Source organism: Stutzerimonas frequens (assembly GCF_024448335.1).
Taxonomy (GTDB): domain Bacteria; phylum Pseudomonadota; class Gammaproteobacteria; order Pseudomonadales; family Pseudomonadaceae; genus Stutzerimonas; species Stutzerimonas frequens.
This window is the reverse complement of sequence record NZ_JAMOHM010000010.1, coordinates 113,826-133,140: the sequence shown is the minus strand read 5'-3', so window position 1 is coordinate 133,140 and position 19,315 is coordinate 113,826. Positions and strand designations below refer to the sequence as shown.

At 63.2% G+C, this 19,315-nt stretch carries 19 protein-coding genes; 14 read left to right on the top strand and 5 right to left on the bottom strand.

Annotated features, from left to right (window positions below; translation table 11 throughout):
* Nucleotides 1–7 precede the first annotated feature (7 nt).
* The 4 genes from fadA (at nt 8) to NAO55_RS14905 (ending at nt 5,097) form a co-directional block, all read left to right on the top strand.
* Nucleotides 8–1,183 (top strand): acetyl-CoA C-acyltransferase FadA, encoded by a 1,176-nt coding sequence (gene fadA / locus NAO55_RS14920; RefSeq protein ID WP_102841408.1) that lies wholly within the window; start codon nt 8–10, stop codon nt 1,181–1,183.
* Between the two features lie 134 nt (nt 1,184–1,317).
* Nucleotides 1,318–1,551 (top strand): DUF1653 domain-containing protein, encoded by a 234-nt coding sequence (locus tag NAO55_RS14915; protein ID WP_063543648.1) that lies wholly within the window; start codon nt 1,318–1,320, stop codon nt 1,549–1,551.
* A gap of 288 nt (nt 1,552–1,839) precedes the next feature.
* Nucleotides 1,840–4,443 (top strand): type I DNA topoisomerase, encoded by a 2,604-nt coding sequence (gene topA, locus NAO55_RS14910; protein WP_102841407.1) that lies wholly within the window; start codon nt 1,840–1,842, stop codon nt 4,441–4,443.
* A 135-nt stretch (nt 4,444–4,578) separates the two neighbouring features.
* Entirely contained in the window at nt 4,579–5,097 is a 519-nt protein-coding gene (locus tag NAO55_RS14905) for a DUF6586 family protein (RefSeq protein WP_102841406.1), read from the top strand.
* Nucleotides 5,098–5,112: 15 nt separating this feature from the next.
* Here NAO55_RS14905 and NAO55_RS14900 read toward each other — a convergent pair whose 3' ends face one another.
* Nucleotides 5,113–5,952 carry a DMT family transporter gene (locus NAO55_RS14900; protein ID WP_102841405.1) on the bottom strand — a complete coding sequence of 280 codons (840 nt, stop codon included), beginning with the start codon at nt 5,950–5,952 and terminating at the stop codon, nt 5,113–5,115.
* A gap of 207 nt (nt 5,953–6,159) precedes the next feature.
* Between NAO55_RS14900 and NAO55_RS14895 the strand changes: the two genes are divergently transcribed.
* Nucleotides 6,160–6,396, top strand: a complete 237-nt coding sequence (locus NAO55_RS14895; RefSeq protein ID WP_102841404.1) for a hypothetical protein — start codon at nt 6,160–6,162, stop codon at nt 6,394–6,396.
* A 69-nt stretch (nt 6,397–6,465) separates the two neighbouring features.
* Here NAO55_RS14895 and sulA read toward each other — a convergent pair whose 3' ends face one another.
* Both sulA and lexA read right to left on the bottom strand, forming a co-directional pair.
* Nucleotides 6,466–6,945: an SOS-induced cell division inhibitor SulA gene (gene sulA / locus NAO55_RS14890; RefSeq protein ID WP_063543637.1), complete on the bottom strand. Its 480-nt coding sequence runs from the start codon at nt 6,943–6,945 to the stop codon at nt 6,466–6,468.
* Between the two features lie 10 nt (nt 6,946–6,955).
* Complete coding sequence (gene lexA / locus NAO55_RS14885; protein ID WP_014596417.1) at nt 6,956–7,564, bottom strand: transcriptional repressor LexA; 609 nt, start codon at nt 7,562–7,564, stop codon at nt 6,956–6,958.
* A 200-nt stretch (nt 7,565–7,764) separates the two neighbouring features.
* Here lexA and NAO55_RS14880 point away from each other — a divergent pair, with 200 nt between their 5' ends.
* The 8 genes from NAO55_RS14880 (at nt 7,765) to NAO55_RS14845 (ending at nt 14,736) form a co-directional block, all read left to right on the top strand.
* Nucleotides 7,765–8,472: a TetR/AcrR family transcriptional regulator gene (locus tag NAO55_RS14880; protein WP_063543634.1), complete on the top strand. Its 708-nt coding sequence runs from the start codon at nt 7,765–7,767 to the stop codon at nt 8,470–8,472.
* Between the two features lie 39 nt (nt 8,473–8,511).
* Nucleotides 8,512–9,036, top strand: coding sequence for a L,D-transpeptidase (locus tag NAO55_RS14875; protein WP_102841403.1), 525 nt, complete (start codon nt 8,512–8,514; stop codon nt 9,034–9,036).
* Nucleotides 9,037–9,050: 14 nt separating this feature from the next.
* The gene (nagZ, locus tag NAO55_RS14870) at nt 9,051–10,049 is read left to right on the top strand and encodes a beta-N-acetylhexosaminidase (RefSeq protein WP_102841402.1); all 999 of its coding nucleotides are present in this window, start codon (nt 9,051–9,053) and stop codon (nt 10,047–10,049) included.
* 25 nt (nt 10,050–10,074) lie between these two features.
* Nucleotides 10,075–10,812 (top strand): S-methyl-5'-thioinosine phosphorylase, encoded by a 738-nt coding sequence (locus NAO55_RS14865; protein ID WP_102841401.1) that lies wholly within the window; start codon nt 10,075–10,077, stop codon nt 10,810–10,812.
* A gap of 147 nt (nt 10,813–10,959) precedes the next feature.
* A complete protein-coding gene (locus tag NAO55_RS14860) occupies nt 10,960–11,457 on the top strand; it encodes an LEA/WHy family protein (RefSeq protein WP_156246087.1) in 498 nt (165 codons plus the stop codon).
* 7 nt (nt 11,458–11,464) lie between these two features.
* Complete coding sequence (locus tag NAO55_RS14855) at nt 11,465–11,653, top strand: SEC-C metal-binding domain-containing protein (RefSeq protein ID WP_013982487.1); 189 nt, start codon at nt 11,465–11,467, stop codon at nt 11,651–11,653.
* Nucleotides 11,654–11,660: 7 nt separating this feature from the next.
* Nucleotides 11,661–12,122 (top strand): DUF2489 domain-containing protein, encoded by a 462-nt coding sequence (locus tag NAO55_RS14850; RefSeq protein ID WP_063543623.1) that lies wholly within the window; start codon nt 11,661–11,663, stop codon nt 12,120–12,122.
* A 76-nt stretch (nt 12,123–12,198) separates the two neighbouring features.
* Nucleotides 12,199–14,736, top strand: coding sequence for a penicillin acylase family protein (locus tag NAO55_RS14845; RefSeq protein ID WP_102841399.1), 2,538 nt, complete (start codon nt 12,199–12,201; stop codon nt 14,734–14,736).
* Between the two features lie 19 nt (nt 14,737–14,755).
* Here the strand turns inward: NAO55_RS14845 and tsaA are convergent, their stop codons facing one another.
* Together tsaA and trpB are read right to left on the bottom strand one after the other, a co-directional pair.
* Nucleotides 14,756–15,463 carry a tRNA (N6-threonylcarbamoyladenosine(37)-N6)-methyltransferase TrmO gene (tsaA, locus tag NAO55_RS14840; RefSeq protein WP_102841398.1) on the bottom strand — a complete coding sequence of 236 codons (708 nt, stop codon included), beginning with the start codon at nt 15,461–15,463 and terminating at the stop codon, nt 14,756–14,758.
* Between the two features lie 109 nt (nt 15,464–15,572).
* Nucleotides 15,573–16,781, bottom strand: a complete 1,209-nt coding sequence (gene trpB / locus NAO55_RS14835; protein WP_102841397.1) for a tryptophan synthase subunit beta — start codon at nt 16,779–16,781, stop codon at nt 15,573–15,575.
* 431 nt (nt 16,782–17,212) lie between these two features.
* Between trpB and NAO55_RS14830 the strand changes: the two genes are divergently transcribed.
* Nucleotides 17,213–19,279 carry a choline transporter gene (locus NAO55_RS14830; RefSeq protein WP_102841396.1) on the top strand — a complete coding sequence of 689 codons (2,067 nt, stop codon included), beginning with the start codon at nt 17,213–17,215 and terminating at the stop codon, nt 19,277–19,279.
* Nucleotides 19,280–19,315: the final 36 nt, after the last annotated feature.

The window sequence follows — 19,315 nt, the reverse complement described above, 5'->3', positions numbered from 1 at the left end:
AGAATTCATGAGCCTGAATCCAAGAGATGCAGTCATCGTCGACTTCGGTCGCACCCCGATGGGGCGCTCCAAGGGCGGCATGCACCGTAATACCCGCGCCGAGACCATGTCCGCACTGCTGATCGACGGCCTGCTGGCGCGCAATCCGAAGATCGACCCGGCCGAGGTCGAGGACGTGATCTGGGGCTGCGTCAACCAGACCCTCGAGCAGGGCTGGAACATCGCCCGCATGGCCTCGCTGCTGACCCGCATTCCGCACACCAGCGCCGGCCAGACCGTGAGCCGCCTGTGCGGTTCGTCCATGAGCGCCCTGCATACTGCTGTGCAGGCCATCCAGACCAACAACGGCGACGTGTTCGTTATCGGTGGTGTGGAGCACATGGGCCACGTCAGCATGATGCACGGCGTCGACCCGAACCCGCAGCTGTCGCTGCATGCGGCCAAGGCTTCCGGCATGATGGGCCTGACCGCCGAGATGCTCGGCAAGATGCACGGCATCAGCCGTGAAGCCCAGGATCAGTTCGGTGAGCGCTCGCACCGCCTGGCGCACAAGGCTACCGTCGAGGGCAAGTTCAAGGACGAGATCATCCCGATGGAAGGTCACGACGAGAACGGCTTCCTCAAGGTCTTCGACTACGACGAGACGATCCGTCCGGATACCACCCTGGAAAGCCTGGCCGCGCTGAAGCCTGCCTTCAACCCGAAGGGCGGCACCGTGACCGCCGGTACGTCCTCGCAGATCACTGACGGTGCGTCCTGCATGATCGTCATGTCCGCTCAGCGCGCCAAGGATCTCGGCATCCAGCCGATGGCGGTGGTTCGCGCCATGGCGCTGGCTGGCGTTGACCCGGCGATCATGGGCTACGGCCCGGTGCCGTCCACCCAGAAGGTGCTCAAGCGCGCCGGTCTGACCATGGACGACATCAGCCACGTCGAACTGAACGAAGCCTTCGCTGCACAGGCGCTGCCGGTGCTCAAGGACCTCAAGCTGCTCGACAAGATGGAAGAGAAGGTCAACCTGCACGGCGGCGCGATCGCCCTGGGTCACCCGTTCGGCTGCTCCGGTGCGCGTATCTCCGGCACCCTGCTGAACGTGATGAAGCAGAACAACGGTACGCTGGGTATCGCTACCATGTGTATCGGTCTGGGCCAGGGGATCAGTACGGTCTTCGAACGCGTCTAACAGACAGATGCAAATGACTGCGCTAGGCTGACAGCCATTCTCGCGACTGGGCGGGAGGATGATTGTCAGCCGGTGCATGGAAGCCGGGGCCTGGTGCCCCGGTTTTTCTTTTTTGTGTTTGTGTGGAGGTAGGCATGCAGTTGCAGCCGGGGCGTTATCGCCATTACAAGGGGCCGGAATATCGCGTATTCGCTGTTGCGCGGCACTCCGAGACGGAGGAGCCGGTGGTGTTCTATCAGGCACTTTATGGGGAGCGCGGACTCTGGGTACGCCCGCTTTCGATGTTCACCGAGAGCGTCGAAGTGAACGGCGAAACGGTTCCGCGTTTCGCATTGATCGAAGCCGAAACGAGTGTTTTCGAAGGTTGAGCTGGCCAGCGGCCACCAGGTCCACGCTTGACCTCACCTCCATCGCCACTATATATAGCGGTGCTTTTCAGGCAGAGCGAAAACCTTGCTGTCCGCTTGATGGCATCGAACCGCCGCTCTGATTCGCTCCAGAAGGAGCCAAGCAGGGCGATTGTTCTGTCAGGTCGCCCCGTTCGCAAAACGCGCACGAATGTTCGCTGATGCCTTGCCGTCTACCGCCGGCACGGGTATTCAAACTGCCGGAGGCATTGCCTCTGTTCACCTCTAGATTCAGGAACTCTCCTCTCCATGGGTAAATCGCTGGTCATCGTGGAATCACCGGCCAAGGCCAAGACAATCAACAAGTATTTGGGCAACCAGTACGTGGTGAAGTCGAGTATCGGCCACATCCGCGACCTCCCCACCAGCGGCTCGGCCAACAAGGAGCCGGTCAAGCGCGGCAAGGCTGCGGCGGCCGAGGCGCCAGCGCTGTCGCCCAAGGAGAAGGCCAAGCGTCAGCTCATTACCCGCATGGGGGTCGACCCTGAGCATGGCTGGAAGGCCAAGTACGAGATCCTGCCCGGCAAGGAAAAGGTCATCGAGGAACTGCGTCGCCTAGCCAAGGAAGCCGACACCATCTATCTCGCGACCGACTTGGATAGAGAGGGGGAGGCCATCGCCTGGCACCTGCGTGAGTCGATTGGCGGCGACGATAGCCGCTACAAGCGCGTGGTGTTCAACGAGATCACCAAGAAGGCCATCCAGGAGGCGTTTTCCCAACCGGGCGAGCTCGATCTGAATCGCGTCAACGCGCAGCAGGCGCGCCGCTTTCTCGATCGGGTGGTCGGCTACATGGTTTCGCCGCTGCTCTGGGCGAAGATCGCCCGCGGCCTCTCTGCCGGTCGCGTGCAGTCGGTGGCGGTGAAGCTGGTGGTCGAACGCGAGCGCGAGATCCGCGCGTTCGTTCCGGAAGAATACTGGGAAGTGCATGCCGATCTGGCGACTGCCCAGCAGGCCAAGGTACGCTTCGAGGTCGCCCGCGAGAAGGGCGAGGCGTTCAAGCCGCTGAACGAGGCGCAGGCCAATGCTGCGCTGGAGAAGCTCAAGGGCGCCAGCTACAGCGTGACCAAGCGCGAGGACAAGCCGACCAGCAGCAAGCCTTCGGCGCCCTTCATCACTTCGACCCTGCAGCAGGCGGCGAGCAATCGCCTCGGCTTCGGCGTGAAGAAGACCATGATGATGGCCCAGCGCTTGTACGAAGCCGGTTACATCACCTACATGCGTACCGACTCGACCAATCTATCGGCTGATGCCATCAGCATGGTGCGCGGTTTCATCGAAGGCGAGTTCGGCGACAAGTACCTGCCCGAGAAGCCGAATCTGTATTCGAGCAAGGAAGGCGCGCAGGAAGCGCACGAGGCGATCCGCCCGTCTGATGTCAATCTGCGGCCGAACCAGCTGTCCGGCATGGAGCGCGATGCCGAGCGTCTGTACGAGCTGATCTGGCGCCAGTTCGTGGCCTGCCAGATGCCGCCGGCGCAGTACCTGTCCACCAGCGTTACGGTGGCTGCCGGTGATTTCGAGCTGCGCGCCAAGGGCCGCATTCTGAAGTTCGACGGCTACACCAAGGTCATGCCGCAGCAGAGCAAGGCTGGTGAGGATGACGTGTTGCCGGAGATGAACAAGGGCGACGCCATGAAGCTGCTCAAGCTCGACCCGAGCCAGCACTTCACCAAGCCGCCGGCGCGCTATTCCGAAGCCAGCCTGGTCAAGGAGATGGAGAAGCGCGGCATCGGCCGGCCGTCCACCTATGCCGCGATCATCTCCACCATCCAGGATCGTGGCTATGTCTCGCTGCACAATCGCCGTTTCTACTCGGAGAAGATGGGCGACATCGTCACCGAGCGCCTCTCCGAGAGCTTCAACAACCTGATGGACTACGGCTTCACCGCCGGCATGGAAGAGCATCTGGACGACGTCGCCCAGGGCGAGCGTGACTGGAAGCATGTACTGGACGAGTTCTACGGTGATTTCCGCAAGAAGCTCGAGGTTGCCGAGTCCGGCGAGAATGGCATGCGTGCCAACCAGCCGACGCTGACGGACATCCCGTGCAAGGTCTGCGGCCGGCCGATGATGATCCGCACCGCGTCCACCGGCGTGTTCCTCGGTTGTTCCGGCTACAGCCTACCGCCGAAGGAGCGCTGCAAGTCCACCGTGAACCTCATTCCGGGTGACGAGATCGCCGCGGATGACGAGGGCGAGTCCGAATCCCGCGTGCTGCTGGGCAAGCATCGCTGCCCGATCTGCAGCACCGCGATGGATGCCTACCTGCTCGACGAGACGCACAAGCTGCACATTTGCGGCAACAACCCGGACTGCTCCGGCTACGAGATCGAGGAAGGGCAGTACCGCATCAAGGGGTACGAGGGGCCCAGCCTGGAATGCGACAAGTGCGGCAGCGAGATGCAGCTCAAGACCGGTCGTTTCGGAAAGTTCTTCGGCTGCACCAACGCCGAATGCAAGAACACCCGCAAGCTGCTGAAGAATGGCGAGCCGGCGCCGCCGAAGATGGATGCGGTGAAGATGCCGGAGCTCAAGTGCGAGAAGGTCGATGACACCTACGTGCTGCGCGATGGCGCTTCCGGGTTGTTCCTGGCTGCCAGCCAGTTCCCGAAGAATCGCGAGACCCGTGCGCCGCTGGTGCGAGAGCTGATTCCCCACAAGGACGAGATCGATCCCAAGTACCACTTCCTGCTCCAGGCACCGCAGCAGGACCCGGACGGCCGCCCGGCGGTGATCCGCTTCAGCCGCAAGACCAAGGAGCAGTACGTGCAGAGCGAAGTCGACGGCAAGCCCACCGGCTGGAAGGCGTTCTACGACGGCGGCAAGTGGCAGGTCGAAGACAAGCGCTGAACCCGACTCGACCGACTCGCCAGGCGAGTCGGTCGGATTGATTGCCTCACGGCCACGCCGTCTGTTCGTCGTTCGCGCTGGTGCAGCGTTCGTCGAAGGTCCATTCTCTGCACATTCTCTTCCGGAGAGCATGCCATGGCTCACGAGCTCTATACCCGTACCAACCAGAAGATCTTCTTTGCCGGCCTCTCGCTGGAAAGCTGGCGCAAGGCCGAAGAGACTGCCTCGATGAACTCCCAGGGGCTGATTCAGGCCGAGCGCGAGGCATGCCTGTTTCACCTGTACGGTGCGCTGCTCGGCCTGTGCCATGAGATCGCCGGTTACTATCGCTCGCCGGGCGCCGATGCGCCGGTGGTGGAGGCGTTCCTGACGCGCAGCGTGCTAGAGGCCGCGCCGAGTCCGGAGCTCGCCGAGCTGCTGGAACTGTCGGAACAGCCGAGCACCTGGCTTGGGCAGTTGCTGGCCGCCTACCGTCAGCTATCCCAGCCGCCACGGGCCCCGGCCAAGGTCAAGACCGACCCACGTCAGCCGCTGATCGAGGCGGTTACTGTCGAGGATGATACTCCGCCGCTGAGCCGGGCCGAGCTGGAAGCCTGGCGGCAGAACCTCAAGGGGCTGGCACTGCGTTTTCGCGAGTCGCTGACCGAGTGGTGATCAGGTAACGCCGTGCTAGCGGCGATGCCTGATGCTTAGCACCAGGGCGATGCCACCTAGAATCGCGGTGCCGGCCAGCAGTAGCGTTGTGGACACCGCCTCGCCCAGCAGCACGGCGCCGGCAACAGCCGCCAGTAGCGGAACGCTGAGCTGCACGCTGGCCGCCTGGATTGCCGCGAGGCCGGGCAGGGCGGCGTACCAGATGGCATAACCGACCCCGGACGTCAGTGCCCCGGACAGCAGCGCGTAGATCACGCCGGGCCAGTCCCATGTCTGCTGGCCCAGCAAGAGCAGGCAGAGCAGGGCCGCCAACGGGACCGCCCGTAGAAAATTGCCCGCCGTGGCTGCAAGCGGTGTGGCGGTCCCTCGCCCGCGAAGCGAATAGACGCCCCAGGCGACGCCGGACAGGAGCATCAGCAAAGCGCCATCCAGGGGTGGGGTGCTGCTCCCCGGAAGTAACAGGATCACCAGTCCGGTCACCGCCAGCAGCAAGCCGACAAGCTGCCCGGCACTGAAGCGCTCGCCTCTCAGCAAGCCCCAGGCAAGCATGCTCAGCTGCACGGCACCGAACAGCAGCAGAGCGCCGGCGCCGGCGTCGAGGTCGATATAGGCGAAGGAAAAACAGGCCGCGTAGATGAACAGCGCCGCGGCGCTGATCCAGTCACCACCTAATGGTTGGTCGGTCCTGTCGATGCGCAACAGCAGCCAGAGGGTGAACGCCCCGGCGACGATCCGCAGGCCGGTGAAGCTGGCCGGATCGATGGCGGTGTCCCGCAGCGCGATCCGGCAGAGGATCGAGTTGCCGGCGAACGCCAGCATGGCCAGAGCGGTGAGTAGCAAGGTGCGGGTGGTCATGCACGATTCCTTGTCCCGGCGCAGAGACGCGCGCGCTTTTTTCAGCGCATGCTACGTTGCCGATCCACCCGGGGCACGTCATTTTCTTGGAGGGATTGCTCGATACATGTGTCCGGCAGCGCTCCCTCGTGGGTGGTCTGGAAAGCCAAAGGCTGCCCCGATCCCGGTCGGCTGTTACAATGGCCGCCTTTCACGCGGAGCTGATCCATGCCTACATCTTTTCTTGAAATCGTCGAGCTACCGGACGGGCGCATCGTGCTTCGTCGTGCCGAGGACGAAGAGGTGTTGGTCACTCTGGACTTTTCGGACGATGCCAAGCTGTTCCTGCAGGGGCAGCACGTGGAGATCGCCAAGGCGATGTTCAATGTGGGTGTTCAGATGGCGGGTCGGATGACGGAAGGCGATTTCGATCACGATGACGACGAGCCACGCGTTCTGCACTGAGTGCAGCTGCGGCGCCGCGGCGGTTCCACCATCGCTTCATGCCAGGCAGCACGTCCCTGTGCTTGCCAGTCAACAACCCAGACGAATATTCAGGCTCTGCGCTTCGCCCAGACTGGCGGCGTTGCGCAGCTTGCTGCGTGTAGCGTCGTCGAGGTGGCCGAGCCAGCTGATGACGGTATGGCTGCAGCCGGACGCCAGTGCCTTGCACGCCAGTTCCAGCGCACCTTCTGCATTGCGCGGTTGCAGAAGGATGATGCGCTCGCGATTCAGGCCGCACTTGCGCAGGAAGTTCTGTGAAAGGAAGGCGGGCGGCGCGATCAGTGTCAGCCAGCGGCTGTCCGTCGCATCGCCGAGTTCGCGCAGGATCGGCGTGAGCAGCAGATGGCAGTGCTGGCTGCTGCCGCTGAGGCTCAACTCGCTCAGGTGATCCTTTTTCTCCTGCTCGGGTTTGCTGCGCGGTGCGAGGCTGCCGAAGGGGGCCAGGCTTTGTGCGATGACACCGTCGAACAGCGATAGCTGGGGCCGGGAAGTGCTGGTCTGGTACTGCATAACCTTCTCCTCAGCGGCGTATGACGCCGACACTCAAGCCTTCGATGACCAATTCCTGATGTTCAAGGTCGACTTCGATGGGGGCGAACTCCGGGTTCTCCGCCAGCAGCCAGACCTTCTTGCCGTCGCGCTTGAAGCGCTTGACCGTCACCTCATCGCCGACCCGCGCCACCACGATCTGGCCGTTGCGGGCCTCACGGGTGGTGTGCACGGCCAGCAGGTCACCGTCGTAAATGCCGATGTCCTTCATGCTCATGCCGTGCACACGCAGCAGATAATCGGCGCGCGGATGGAAAAAGGCGGGGCTGATCTGGCAGGATTCCTCGACATGCTGCTGGGCCAGTATCGGTGCGCCAGCAGCGACGCGGCCGATGATGGGCAAGCCGGTTTCGGCAGGTGCGGGCTCGAAGTCGGGAATACGTATCCCGCGGGAGGCGCCGGGCGTCATCTCGATGGCGCCTTTGCGGGCGAGCGCCTTGAGATGCTCCTCGGCGGCATTGGGCGACTTGAAGCCGAGCTCCTGAGCGATCTCCGCGCGGGTTGGCGGATAACCGTTGTCTTCCAGGCAGCGCTTGATGAAGGCGAGGATTTCCGTCTGGCGAGGCGTCAGCTTGATCATGTCGGTCTCTGTTCTTTTATACAGTGACTGGGATTATATACAGTGATCAGGCCTTGGCAATGAATGTTTCATGTCGGGTCAGCCGGCGGGCTGGACGGTGCGTCTGCGACAATGACGCTAGTGCCATGCGGCGTTTCGTGGTTGACTTGCCGGTCGGTGAAACGTAAGTTTCAAACAGTTGTTTGTCTTTCGGAGGGGGCATGGCGCAGTCGGAAACAGTTGAGCGCATTCTTGATGCAGCGGAACAGCTGTTCGCGGAAAAAGGCTTCGCCGAAACCTCGCTTCGTCTGATCACCAGCAAGGCTGGGGTCAACCTGGCGGCGGTGAACTACCACTTCGGTTCGAAGAAGGCACTCATCCAGGCAGTGTTCTCGCGCTTCCTCGGGCCGTTCTGTGCCAGCCTGGAACGTGAGCTGGATCGCCGCGAGGCGCTCACCGACAAGAAGGACACGCTGGAGGAGCTGCTGGAGATCCTCGTAGAGCAGGCACTGGCGGTCAAGCCGCGCAGCGGCGACGACCTGTCGATATTCATGCGGCTGCTTGGCTTGTCCTTCAGTCAGAGCCAGGGGCACCTGCGGCGCTACCTTGAAGACATGTACGGCAAGGTGTTTCGCCGCTACATGCTCAAGGTCCATGACGCCGCGCCGGCCATTCCGCCGATCGAGCTGTTCTGGCGTGTGCATTTCATGCTAGGGGCCGCGGCATTCAGCATGTCCGGTATCAAGGCGCTGCGTGCGATCTCCGAGAACGACTTCGGCGTCCGCACGTCGATCGAACAGGTGATGCGCATGATGGTGCCATTCCTGGCCGCCGGCATGCGGGCCGACAGCGGCATCGATGACAGTACCCTGGCGGCGGCGCAACCCGTCGCGCGGCGCAACGCAGCGGCCATTCCGGCCAAGGCTTGAGCTACAAGGCTACCGGGGGATCGGCTAAGCTAGCCGCCCATGGCCTTTCTCGATCTTCTGCATATTTCCATCGCTGACCAGCAGCTCTACGGCTTTGCCGATGGGCAGCTGCGTCTGCGCTTCCCCGTGTCCACCGCGCGTAACGGCGTCGGCGAACAGAATGGTTCCGGCTGTACGCCGCGCGGCGTGCATCAGGTGCGTGCGCGCATTGGCGACGGCCTACCCGAGGGGGCAGTGCTGCGCGGGCGGCGCTGGACCGGCGAAATCTGGTCGCCGGAGCTGCACGCAAGGTTCCCTGGACGCGACTGGATACTCACTCGCATCCTCTGGCTGAGCGGTTGCGAGCCGGGCGTCAACCGGATGGGGAAGGTCGATACCTTCCGCCGTTACATCTACATCCACGGCACGCCCGATTGCGAACCGATGGGTGTGCCGCTTTCCCACGGTTGCGTGCGCATGCGCAATGCCGATCTGCTGCAACTTTTTCCCAGGGTGTCGCCGCACTGTCCGGTGCACATCACCGAGGCACCTTGCCCAGGCTGGGCTGCCGCTGAACTCGAATAAGGATCTGCGTCTGTATGCACGGTTCATTGATGCTGGATATCGCCGGCACCTGGCTGACTGCCGAGGATCGGCAGCTGCTGCGCCAACCCGAGGTGGGCGGGCTCATTCTGTTCGCTCGCAACATCGAATGCCCGCGCCAGGTGGACGAACTGTGCCGCGCGATTCGCGCCGTGCGCCCCGACCTGCTTCTGGCGGTGGATCAGGAGGGCGGCCGCGTGCAGCGGCTGCGCCAGGGTTTCGTGCGGCTTCCTGCGATGCGCGAGTTGGCACGTTGCGCCGACGCTCCCAGGCTGGCCGAAGCCTGCGGCTGGGTCATGGCCAGCGAGGTGCTTGCTGTGGGCCTGGATTTCAGTTTCGCGCCGGTTCTCGATCTGGATCATCAGCGTAGCGCGGTGGTAGGCGCGCGCGCCTTCGAGGGTGACCCGCAGATCGCGGTGAAGTTGATCGATGCCTTCATCCGCGGCATGCATGCCGCCGGCATGGCCGCCACCGGCAAGCATTTCCCGGGGCATGGCTGGGCCGAGGCCGATTCCCATGTTGCGATACCGGTCGATGAGCGCAGCCTCGACGAGCTGCGCCGATGTGATCTGATTCCCTTCCAGGCATTGAGCGGCACGCTCGATGCGATCATGCCGGCGCATGTCATCTATCCGCAGATCGACGAGCAGCCTGCGGGTTTTTCCCGGCGCTGGCTGCAGGACATCCTGCGTGGCGAGCTGGGCTTCAAGGGCGTGATCTTCAGCGACGATCTTTCGATGGCCGGAGCGCATGTCGCCGGCGACGCGGCAGGCCGGATCGAAGCCGCCCTGGGCGCGGGTTGCGACATGGGACTGGTCTGCAACGACCGTGCGGCGGCCGAACTGGCGCTGGCCGCGCTGCAGCGCTTGAAAGTCACGCCGTCGGCTGCACTGTCGCGCATGCGTAGCCGGGCGGGTAATGCGACGGACTACAAGCAGAACCCTCGTTGGCTGGATGCCATTGGTGCGCTGAAAGCTGCCGATCTGATCGACTGATCGCTCACATCTCGAGGAATACTCCATGACTGTCCATGCCATCATCGGCGGTACCGGTCTGACCCAGTTGACCGGCTTCAAGCTGCATCGTGCGCAGCTGATCGATACGCCCTATGGGCGGCCCTCCGCCGAAGTCCTGCGGGGCGAGTATGGTGGTCGTGAGGTGCTGTTCCTGGCCCGGCACGGCCATCCGCATCGTGTTCCGCCGCACCAGGTGAACTATCGCGCCAACCTCTGGGCGCTGAAGCAGGCCGGCGCCGAAGCGGTGATCGCGGTCAACGCGGTGGGCGGCATTCATTCGGCGATGGGGGCCGGTCATTTCTGCGTACCGCATCAGATCATCGATTACACCTATGGCCGGGAACAGACGTTCTTCGAAGGCGAGATCGACCACGTGACCCACATCGATTTCAGCTACCCCTACGACGAAGCATTGCGCGAACGCCTGATCGGGGCGCTCGCCGCCGAGGGGTTCGCCTTCAGTGGTCATGGCGTGTACGGTTGCACTCAAGGGCCGCGTCTTGAAACGGCTGCGGAGATCTTCCGTATGGAGCGCGACGGTTGCGACATCGTCGGCATGACCGGCATGCCCGAGGCGGCCCTGGCCCGTGAGCTGGAACTGCCGTACGCCTGCCTCGCATTGGTGGTCAATCCAGCAGCTGGCAAGGCGGATGGGGTGATCACCATGGCGCAGATCGAGGCGGCGCGCGCCGCTGGCATCGGCAAGGCGCGACTGGTCCTGGCTCGCCTGCTGGCCGGTTGATCGTGCATTGGCCGGTGGCCTGAATGCCGCTGTGCATGCCTGCAACGACAGTGTCATATTGCGGCCTGAGACTGGTAATTTTGCGGCGCCACCCCATTGCGGTGAACATGCCGCTTGCTACACTTGGCCGTCCTTTGGAGTACCGGAATGTCTTGCCAGGCACACACAATAAGAATTCTAAGAACGGTCGTGTTGCTGACGCTGCTTGGCGGTATGGCCGGTTGTTCGACCTGGTTTTCGGGCGATTTCAAGGACCCGAAAGTCGAACTCACCAAGGTCGATATCATCAAGGCGCGGCTGCTGGAACAGCAGTTCATGCTGCGCTTCCGCATCGACAACCCCAACGATCACAGCCTGCCGGTGCGAGGCCTCATCTATACGGTTCATCTCAACGATGTGGAACTGGCCAGCGGCGAGTCCAGCGGTTGGCTGACCGTTCCTGCCAACAGCTTCGAGTACTACGAGGTGCCGGTGCACACCAATCTGTGGCGGCACATGAAGTACATCGTGCGGCTCTTGGAAAAACCGGATCGCCCGATCAACTACCGACTGGCCGGCGAACTCAAGACCGGGCTGATGGCTGGGCGACGCGTGCACATTTCCAACAATGGCGAGATAATCCCGGGCAACTTTATTCCGGAGTAGTACCCAGATGAGTCACGAACCCCATGTGCATGGTCCCGACTGCAACCACGACCACGACCACGACCATCACCACGTCCACGGGCCGCACTGCAATCATGGACACGAGCCGGTGCGCAATCCGCTGAAGGATGTCGGTCGCAACGATCCGTGCCCCTGCGGTAGCCAGAAGAAATACAAGAAGTGCCACGGGGCCTGATGCTTCCATGAGTCTTTTCCTCGGTCTGCTCGTCATCGCCGTGCTGCTGGTTGCAGCACTGGCCGGCTATGCGCTGTATTTGTGGCGTCGCGTATGGCGCAACGAGCGTTTGCAGGCCGAGGCACGCGCGCAACAGCAGACGGCGTTGGCCGAGGATCTGCGAATCCTCGCCAGCTGTCTGTTGGACGAGCAGTTACCGCTGATCGAGGGCGCCATCCGCATCAAGGTGCTGCTCGACAACTACGACGTCACCCTCGGGCAGCATCCCCGTTGCCAGGTGTTCCAGCAGTTGTTCGACGCCACAGAGCAGGTGCCGACCCATGCAGCCTGGAAGGCGCTGGACAAGAGCGAACGTCGGCGCCACGAGGCGCAGTTCAGCGCGCTCGAGTTGCAACACAAGGCCGAAGCGCGCCGTTCGGCCCGTTGGCTGCTCGACGAAGCTCTGCCAAAATCCCGCGACGCGGCCTGATCGACCGATCTTCTTCGCCGTACGCCCTCTAATCTGTTAGCACCCATCCCTCGCCAAGCCCGCACAGGAGTCTTCGATGTCTCTGCGTCTGCCGTACGCCCTGGTTCGTCTGACGTTGGGGGCCGCGCTCGGCCTGGCCGGCCTCGGCGGTTGTCAGGCCTATCTCGATAACCGCTACAGCGCCAGTCTGCCGCCAGCGCAGGGCATCCAGCCGCTAACCGGACTGGCAGGCAGTGCGAGCATCCGGCGCAATTCGCTGGGCATGCCACTGATCGAGACCTCGTCGTTTCACGATGCGCTGTTCGCCATGGGTTACGTCCACGCCACCGACCGGCTGAGCCAGATGATCAGCCTGCGGCTGATGGCCCAGGGGCGCTTGGCTGAGATGATCGGGCCCGGTGTGCTGGAGACCGATCGCTTCATGCGTGCGGTCAATCTGCGCCAGAGCGCCGAGCTGCTCTATCGCGAATCCTCGCCGCGGATGAAGAGGTTCTTTGAGGTCTACGCCCGCGGCGTGAACGCATACCTGTATCGTCATCGCGACAAACTGCCGATGGACCTCGCCGAGTCCGGCTACAAACCGGAGTACTGGAAGCCCGAGGATTCGGTGCTGGTGTTCTGTCTGCTCAATTTCGGCCTTTCGCAGAACCTGCAGGAAGAGGTCGCCGCGTTGCTGATGGCGCAGAAGGTGGGTAGCGACAAGCTGGCCTGGCTATTGCCCATCTATCCGGACGAGGCCTTGCCGTTCGACGAGGCGGACAAGCTCAAGGGGCTGAAACTGGGTGGCAGCGTGCCCGGGCTGACGGCTATCGAGCAGGCCGTTCAGCACTTGGCAGCGTTGACCCCGACCGGCATGGCCGCGTCGAATAACTGGGCCATCGCCGGCAGCAATACGCGCAGCGGAAAGCCGATCCTGGCCAATGACACGCACCTGCCGCTGTCGATGCCCTCGTACTGGAATTTCATGCAGATCCGCGCACCGAAGTTCCAGGCCGCGGGCGTCACCATCGCCGGGGTGCCCGCAGTGGTCGCCGGCTTCAACGGCAAGCTCGGTTGGGGCATGACCATGGTCATGGGCGACAATCAGGACCTCTATCTCGAGCAGCTGCGCCGCGAAGGCTCGCGGCTGATGTACCTGGCCGACGGCAAATGGCTGCCGGCCCGCGAGCGGCATGAGACCTACTTCGTCAAAGGCGAGCGACCGATTCGCGAGACCATCTACGAAACCCGTAATGGGCCTCTGCTGAACACGGCGCTGGTCGAGCGCAAGCATCCCTTGCAGCCGCTGCAGCTCGCCAGCGGCTACGGTCTGGCACTGAAGACCACGCAACTGGAGGCCGATCGCACGCTGGACGCTTTCTTCGACCTGTCCCGCGCGCAGTCGGTGGACCAGGCCTTCGAGGCGACCCGCGAAATTCGTGCAACCGCCCTGAATCTGGTCTTTGCCGACCAGCAGGGCATCGGCTGGCAGGTCACCGGACGTTTTCCCAATCGTCGCGAGGGGCTGGGGCTGGTGCCGTCGCCCGGTTGGGACAATCGATATGAGTGGGATGGTTTCGCCGATCCGATGCTGCATCCCTACGATCAGGATCCGATCCAGGGCTGGCTCGGCACCGCCAATCATCGCAGCGTTCCGCGCGGTTACGGGATGCAGCTTTCCAGCTCCTGGTATGGTCCGGAGCGTTATGAGCGTCTGGCGGAACTGGCTGGCCGTGGCAAGCACGACACCCGCAGCACCATCGCGATGCAGTACGACCAGGTCACGCCTTTCGCCGCCAAGCTCAGGACGATGTTCGAGGCGCCGGGCATGGCCGAGCCGTTGCGCCAGGCAATCGATGCACTGCCGTCCGCCGAGCGCAGCAAGGCGCGCGAGGCGCTGGATCGGTTGCTCGCCTTCGATGGCAAGCTCGCGGCCGATTCGGCCAACGCCGCGCTGTATGGCGCCTTCCTGCACGAAAGCGCGCGGCAGATCTTTCTCGATGAGCTGGGGCCGGAAGATACGTCAGCGTGGCGCGCACTGGTGCAGACGGCCAACACCTCCTATTCGGCCCAGGCCGACCATCTGCTCGGCCGCGAAGACAGCCCATTCTGGAACGACCAGCGCACCGCGCAAACCGAAGACAAACCGGCGATCCTCGCGCGCAGTTTGGCTGCAGCGGTGACCTTGCTGGAAAGCCGCCTGGGCAACGATCGCAGTGCGTGGCAGTGGGGCACGCTGCATACGGCTCGCTGGACCTCCGGCGCGACGCAGCTGGCGCCGCATATGCCGGCGGGCCAGCGGAGCAAGATCAACGCCATCGGCGACTACCTGGACCGCGGTCCCTATGCCATGGGCGGCGACCACAGCACGCTGAACGCCTCGGCCTATCACCTGGGTTCGGATTTCGATACCTGGCTGATTCCGGCGATGCGCATCATCGTCGACTTTGGCCGTGACGAGCCGATGATCGGCCTCAACAGTTCAGGCCAGTCGGGCAATCCGGCCAGCCCGCACTACGCCGATGGCATCGACGCGTGGATGAAGGCGAGCTACATGAGTTTCCCGTTCAAGGCGGAGAATCTCGACAAGGTGTATGGCAACCAACGCCTGTTGCTGACGCCCGCCGGCAAGTGAGTGGAGCGCCGCGCCGGCATCAGGCCGGTTGCGGCGCTGCTGGCGCGACTTCGAGAACGCGGATCACGCCTGGCGTCGGATAGTGCCAGCGCACGTCCACATCCCAGAACTGTGCGCCGTATCGCCGTTCCGGTTCGGGTTTCTGATAGGCCGGGCGCGGGTCCTGCGCCAGGCACTGCTCGATGAGTTCCACCAGCGGTTCGCCGAGGCGTAGTGCTTCGCGGCGGGCCTGCGATAGTCCAGTTTCTGACCACTGCACCTCGATCAACTCTGGCGCGTCGGCGGCCATGTCATTGCGCGCATCCGGCAGCGCATCGGCGTAGGGCACGTAGGGTTTGATGTCCAGCACCGGGGTGCCGTCCAGCAGGTCGATGCCGGAGATGAACAGCCGATCCGCTTCGACCCGATCCAGCCTGACCACCGATTGACCGATTCCGTTGGGCCTGTGGGTCGCGCGGGTGGCGAACACGCCGACCATGCGATTGCCGCCCAGACGTGGCGGGCGGACCTTGAGGCGGGGTTTGCTTTCCAGTGCCTTGTGGAAAAGAAACAGCAGCCATACATGGCTGACCTGCTCGAGCCCGGCTACCGCCTCCCCGCTGTCGAACGGCGGCAGCAGTTCCACCACTCCGCGTGCGGCCGGCGCCAGGCTGGGCTGGCGGGGGATGGCGAACTTCTCCTTGAAACAGGAGCGGACGTAGCCGATAGGCGAGACGCTGTGTTGCATGGGGCAGGCCTGGATACGGGCGGGCGGCTGCGCATCTTACCCGCTATGGCGCCGCGTTGCGCGACGTCGGGCCGCGCGCTCGTTGAAGCGGCGGCCCGATGCCAAGACCTTACAGACCGAGCAGATTGGCGACGTAGTCGGCATCCTTGTCGCCGCGGCCGGAAAGGTTGACCAGGATGTGGCTGTCCTTGCTCAGCGTTGGCGCGGTGCGAATCGCCCAGGCCACGGCGTGAGCGCTTTCCAGGGCGGGGATGATGCCTTCGACACGCGACAGGGTCATAAAGGCGTCCAGGCATTCCTGGTCGGTCGCGGTCTGGTAGTTCACCCGGCCGATGTCCTTGAGATAACTGTGCTGCGGACCGACACCAGGGTAATCCAGGCCGGAGGCGATGGAGTGCACCGCGGACGGGTTGCCCTCGGCATCTTCCAGCACATAGCAGGCCATGCCATGCAACTCGCCGGGCTTGCCCTTGGACAGCGTGGCCGAATGGCGGCCGGGCTTGTCCAGGCTTTCGCCCGCCGGCTCGATACCGACCAGCTCGACCGCGGCATCCTCCAGAAAGGCAGTGAACATGCCCATGGCATTGGAGCCGCCGCCGACGCAGGCGACCACATGATCCGGCAGGCGACCGTGTCTGGAGAGAAATTGCTCACGGGCCTCGTTACCGATGATCGACTGGAAATCGCGGACCATCTTCGGAAACGGGTGCGGGCCGACCACCGAGCCGATGGCGTAGATGTAGTTGTGCGGGTCCTTCAGGTATTCCTCGAAGGCGCTGTCCACTGCTTCCTTGAGCGTCGCCGCGCCGCGGGTGACGGCTACCAGCTTGCAGCCGAGGATCTTCATCTTGGTGACGTTCGGGTGCTCCTTCTCGATATCCACCTGGCCCATGTGAATCTCGCAGGGAATACCTACCAGTGCGCAGGCGGTGGCCAGCGCGACCCCATGCTGGCCGGCACCGGTTTCCGCGATCACCTTCTTCTTGCCCATGAACTTGGCCAGCAGTGCCTCGCCCAGGCAGTGATTGATCTTGTGCGCGCCGGTGTGGTTCAGGTCTTCGCGCTTCAGGTGAATCTGCGCACCACCGAGCTGCTCGGACAGCCGCCGCGCATGGAAGATCGGGCTTGGCCGGCCCACGTAGTCGGCGAACAGTGCGGCCAGTTCCTGCTGGAAATCCTCGCGCTGGCGGATTTCCTCGTAGGCCAGGTTGATGTCGTCCATCGTCTGCTTGAGGTGCGGCGGGACCAACTGGCCGCCGTAGGGGCCGAAGTATCCGTTGGCGTCGGGCATGGCAGTGAAGCGAGGATCGGACGACATGGGTTCATCTCTGCTGGTGAAAAGGGGGGCCTGTTTACGCGGGGCGATCATAAGCCAGCGCCTGGGCCGCTGAAAACGTAGCGGCAACCGCGCAGTGACTCCTCGTTTCTTCGTGCTGTTGCGGCGCTCCGAATAGGCTCGGCGAAGGGCTGGTGGTGGTCAGTCATGGCGAAGGGTGCCAGTCTCGGTTCGCAGGATTTTGATTTATCGTGTAGGATGCGCCGCTTATTTCATCTTATCGGAGCAAATCACCGCTTTTGTTTGGTCGGCATACCCGCGTGCCGATGGGTATGGCTGTCATCAGCACAGCATGTCTTGCATACCCGCCCCGCCATCAGGCCGCGTAACCCTTGGCAAATTTGCACGCCGCCTGCCGCAATACGTCGCACTGCGATGTCGTAAAGCCAGAACAAGTTCAGGAGATCGAACTGATGAACGAGGCTGAGCTCTCGCCCAATGATTCCGAAGCGCCGGCTGACCGGATCAATCCCGTAGTGTTCTACGGTTCCGCAATCGCCATCGTGGCGTTTGCCATATGGACGATGTTCTTCACTGATCGCTCCCAAGCGGTCATCAATACGGTGCTTGGCTGGATATCCGACAGCTTCGGCTGGTTCTACTTTCTCGCCGTGCTGGTCTACCTGCTCTTCGTGGTGATCGTCGCCACCAGCCGCTACGGCAAGATCCGCCTCGGGCCGGATCATTCCAAGCCTGAATTCAATGTGGTCACCTGGGCGGCGATGCTGTTTTCCGCCGGGATCGGCATCGACCTGCTGTTCTTCTGTATCGCCGAACCCATCACCCAGTTCCTCGAACCGCCGGTAGGCGAGGGCGGCACCACCCAGGCCGCACGCCACGCCATGGAGCTGACCTTTCTCCACTGGGGGCTTTCGGGCTGGGGTGTCTATACCCTGGTCGGCATGTCGCTGGCGTATTTCAGCTTCCGCCAGGGCTTGCCGCTGTCGATCCGCTCGGCGCTGTATCCGATCTTCGGCAAGCGCATCTACGGGTCCATCGGGCATACCGTCGATACCGCCGCGGTGCTGGGCACGGTGTTCGGCATAGCCACCAGTCTCGGCATCGGCATCATCCAGCTGAACTTCGGCCTCAACTACATCTTCGGCGTACCGGAAGGCACCTTCACCCAGGCCGTGCTGGTGGTGCTGATCGTAGTGTTCTCGGCGATCTCGGCGGCGACCGGGGTCGAGCGCGGAATTCGCCGGCTTTCCGAGTTCAACATGCTGCTGGCGGTACTGCTGTTGCTGTTCGTGCTGGTGGTCGGCGATACGGTGTTCCTCCTCAATGCGCTGGTAATGAACGTCGGCGACTACTTCTCCAACTTCATCAGTCTGTCGCTGGACACCTACGCCTACCGCCGGCCGACCGACTGGCTGAACGCCTGGACGGTGTTCTTCTGGGCCTGGTGGATTGCCTGGGGGCCTTTCGTGGGCCTGTTCCTGGCACGCATTTCCCGTGGTCGCACCATCCGCGAGTTCGTCATCGGCACGCTGCTGCTGCCGCTGGCCTTCATGATGGCCTGGATGTCGATCATGGGTAACAGCGCCATCGAGATGGTCATGGGCGGTGCCCTCGAATTCGGCCAGCAGGCGGTGAGCAACCCTGGCTCGTCGATCTATCTGTTCCTGCAGAGCCTGCCCTGGGCTGGCCTCACGACTATCGTGGTGACCATCCTCGCGATAGTGTTCTTCGTTACCTCCGGCGACTCCGGCTCGCTGGTGCTGTCGAACTTCACGTCCATTCTCAAGGATGTGAACAGCGATGCACCGGTGTGGATGCGCATCCTCTGGGCCGCCATCATCGGCATTCTCACCCTGGCGCTGTTGATCGCCGGTGGCCTGACCGCGCTGCAGGGCACCGTGGTGATCATGGGGCTACCGTTCTCCATCGTGCTGCTGTTCATGATGTACGGGCTGTTCAAGGCACTGCACGTCGAAGGCGTCATGGCCGACAGCTACCAGAAGAGCCTGTCCGGCTATCTGTCCGGGCGCGCCACGCTGGAACACACGCAGATGAACTGGAGTCAGCGGCTGTCGCGGGCGATGAGTTTCCCCAGCCGTTCGCAGATCCGTCGTTACCTGAAGGAGGTCTGCAAACCGGCGATGGAGGAGATCCAGAAGGCGCTGGGCGAGAAGGGCGTGCCGGTGGAGATCGTCGAAGGCGAACCGGGCAACGAGCACCTGGCGCTGCACGTCAATCTGGGCAGCGAGCAGGACTTTACCTATCAGATTTGGCCGGTGCGCGGCACCATGCCGTCCTTTGCCCTGCGCACGCAGAGCGGCAACGCCGACTACTACCGGCTCGAGGTGCATCTGCGCCAGGGCAGCCTGGGCTACGACCTGATGGGCTACTCCCGGCGGCAGCTGATCGAGGACATCCTCGACCACTACGAGCACCACATGCACTTCCTGCATCTGCAGCGCGAAAACGGCGGTGGTGAAAGCGGCATGCCCAACCCGGGTGCGGCGCCGACACCCTGACCCTGCACGCCTCGGGCGATCCCCGAGGCGTTCCAT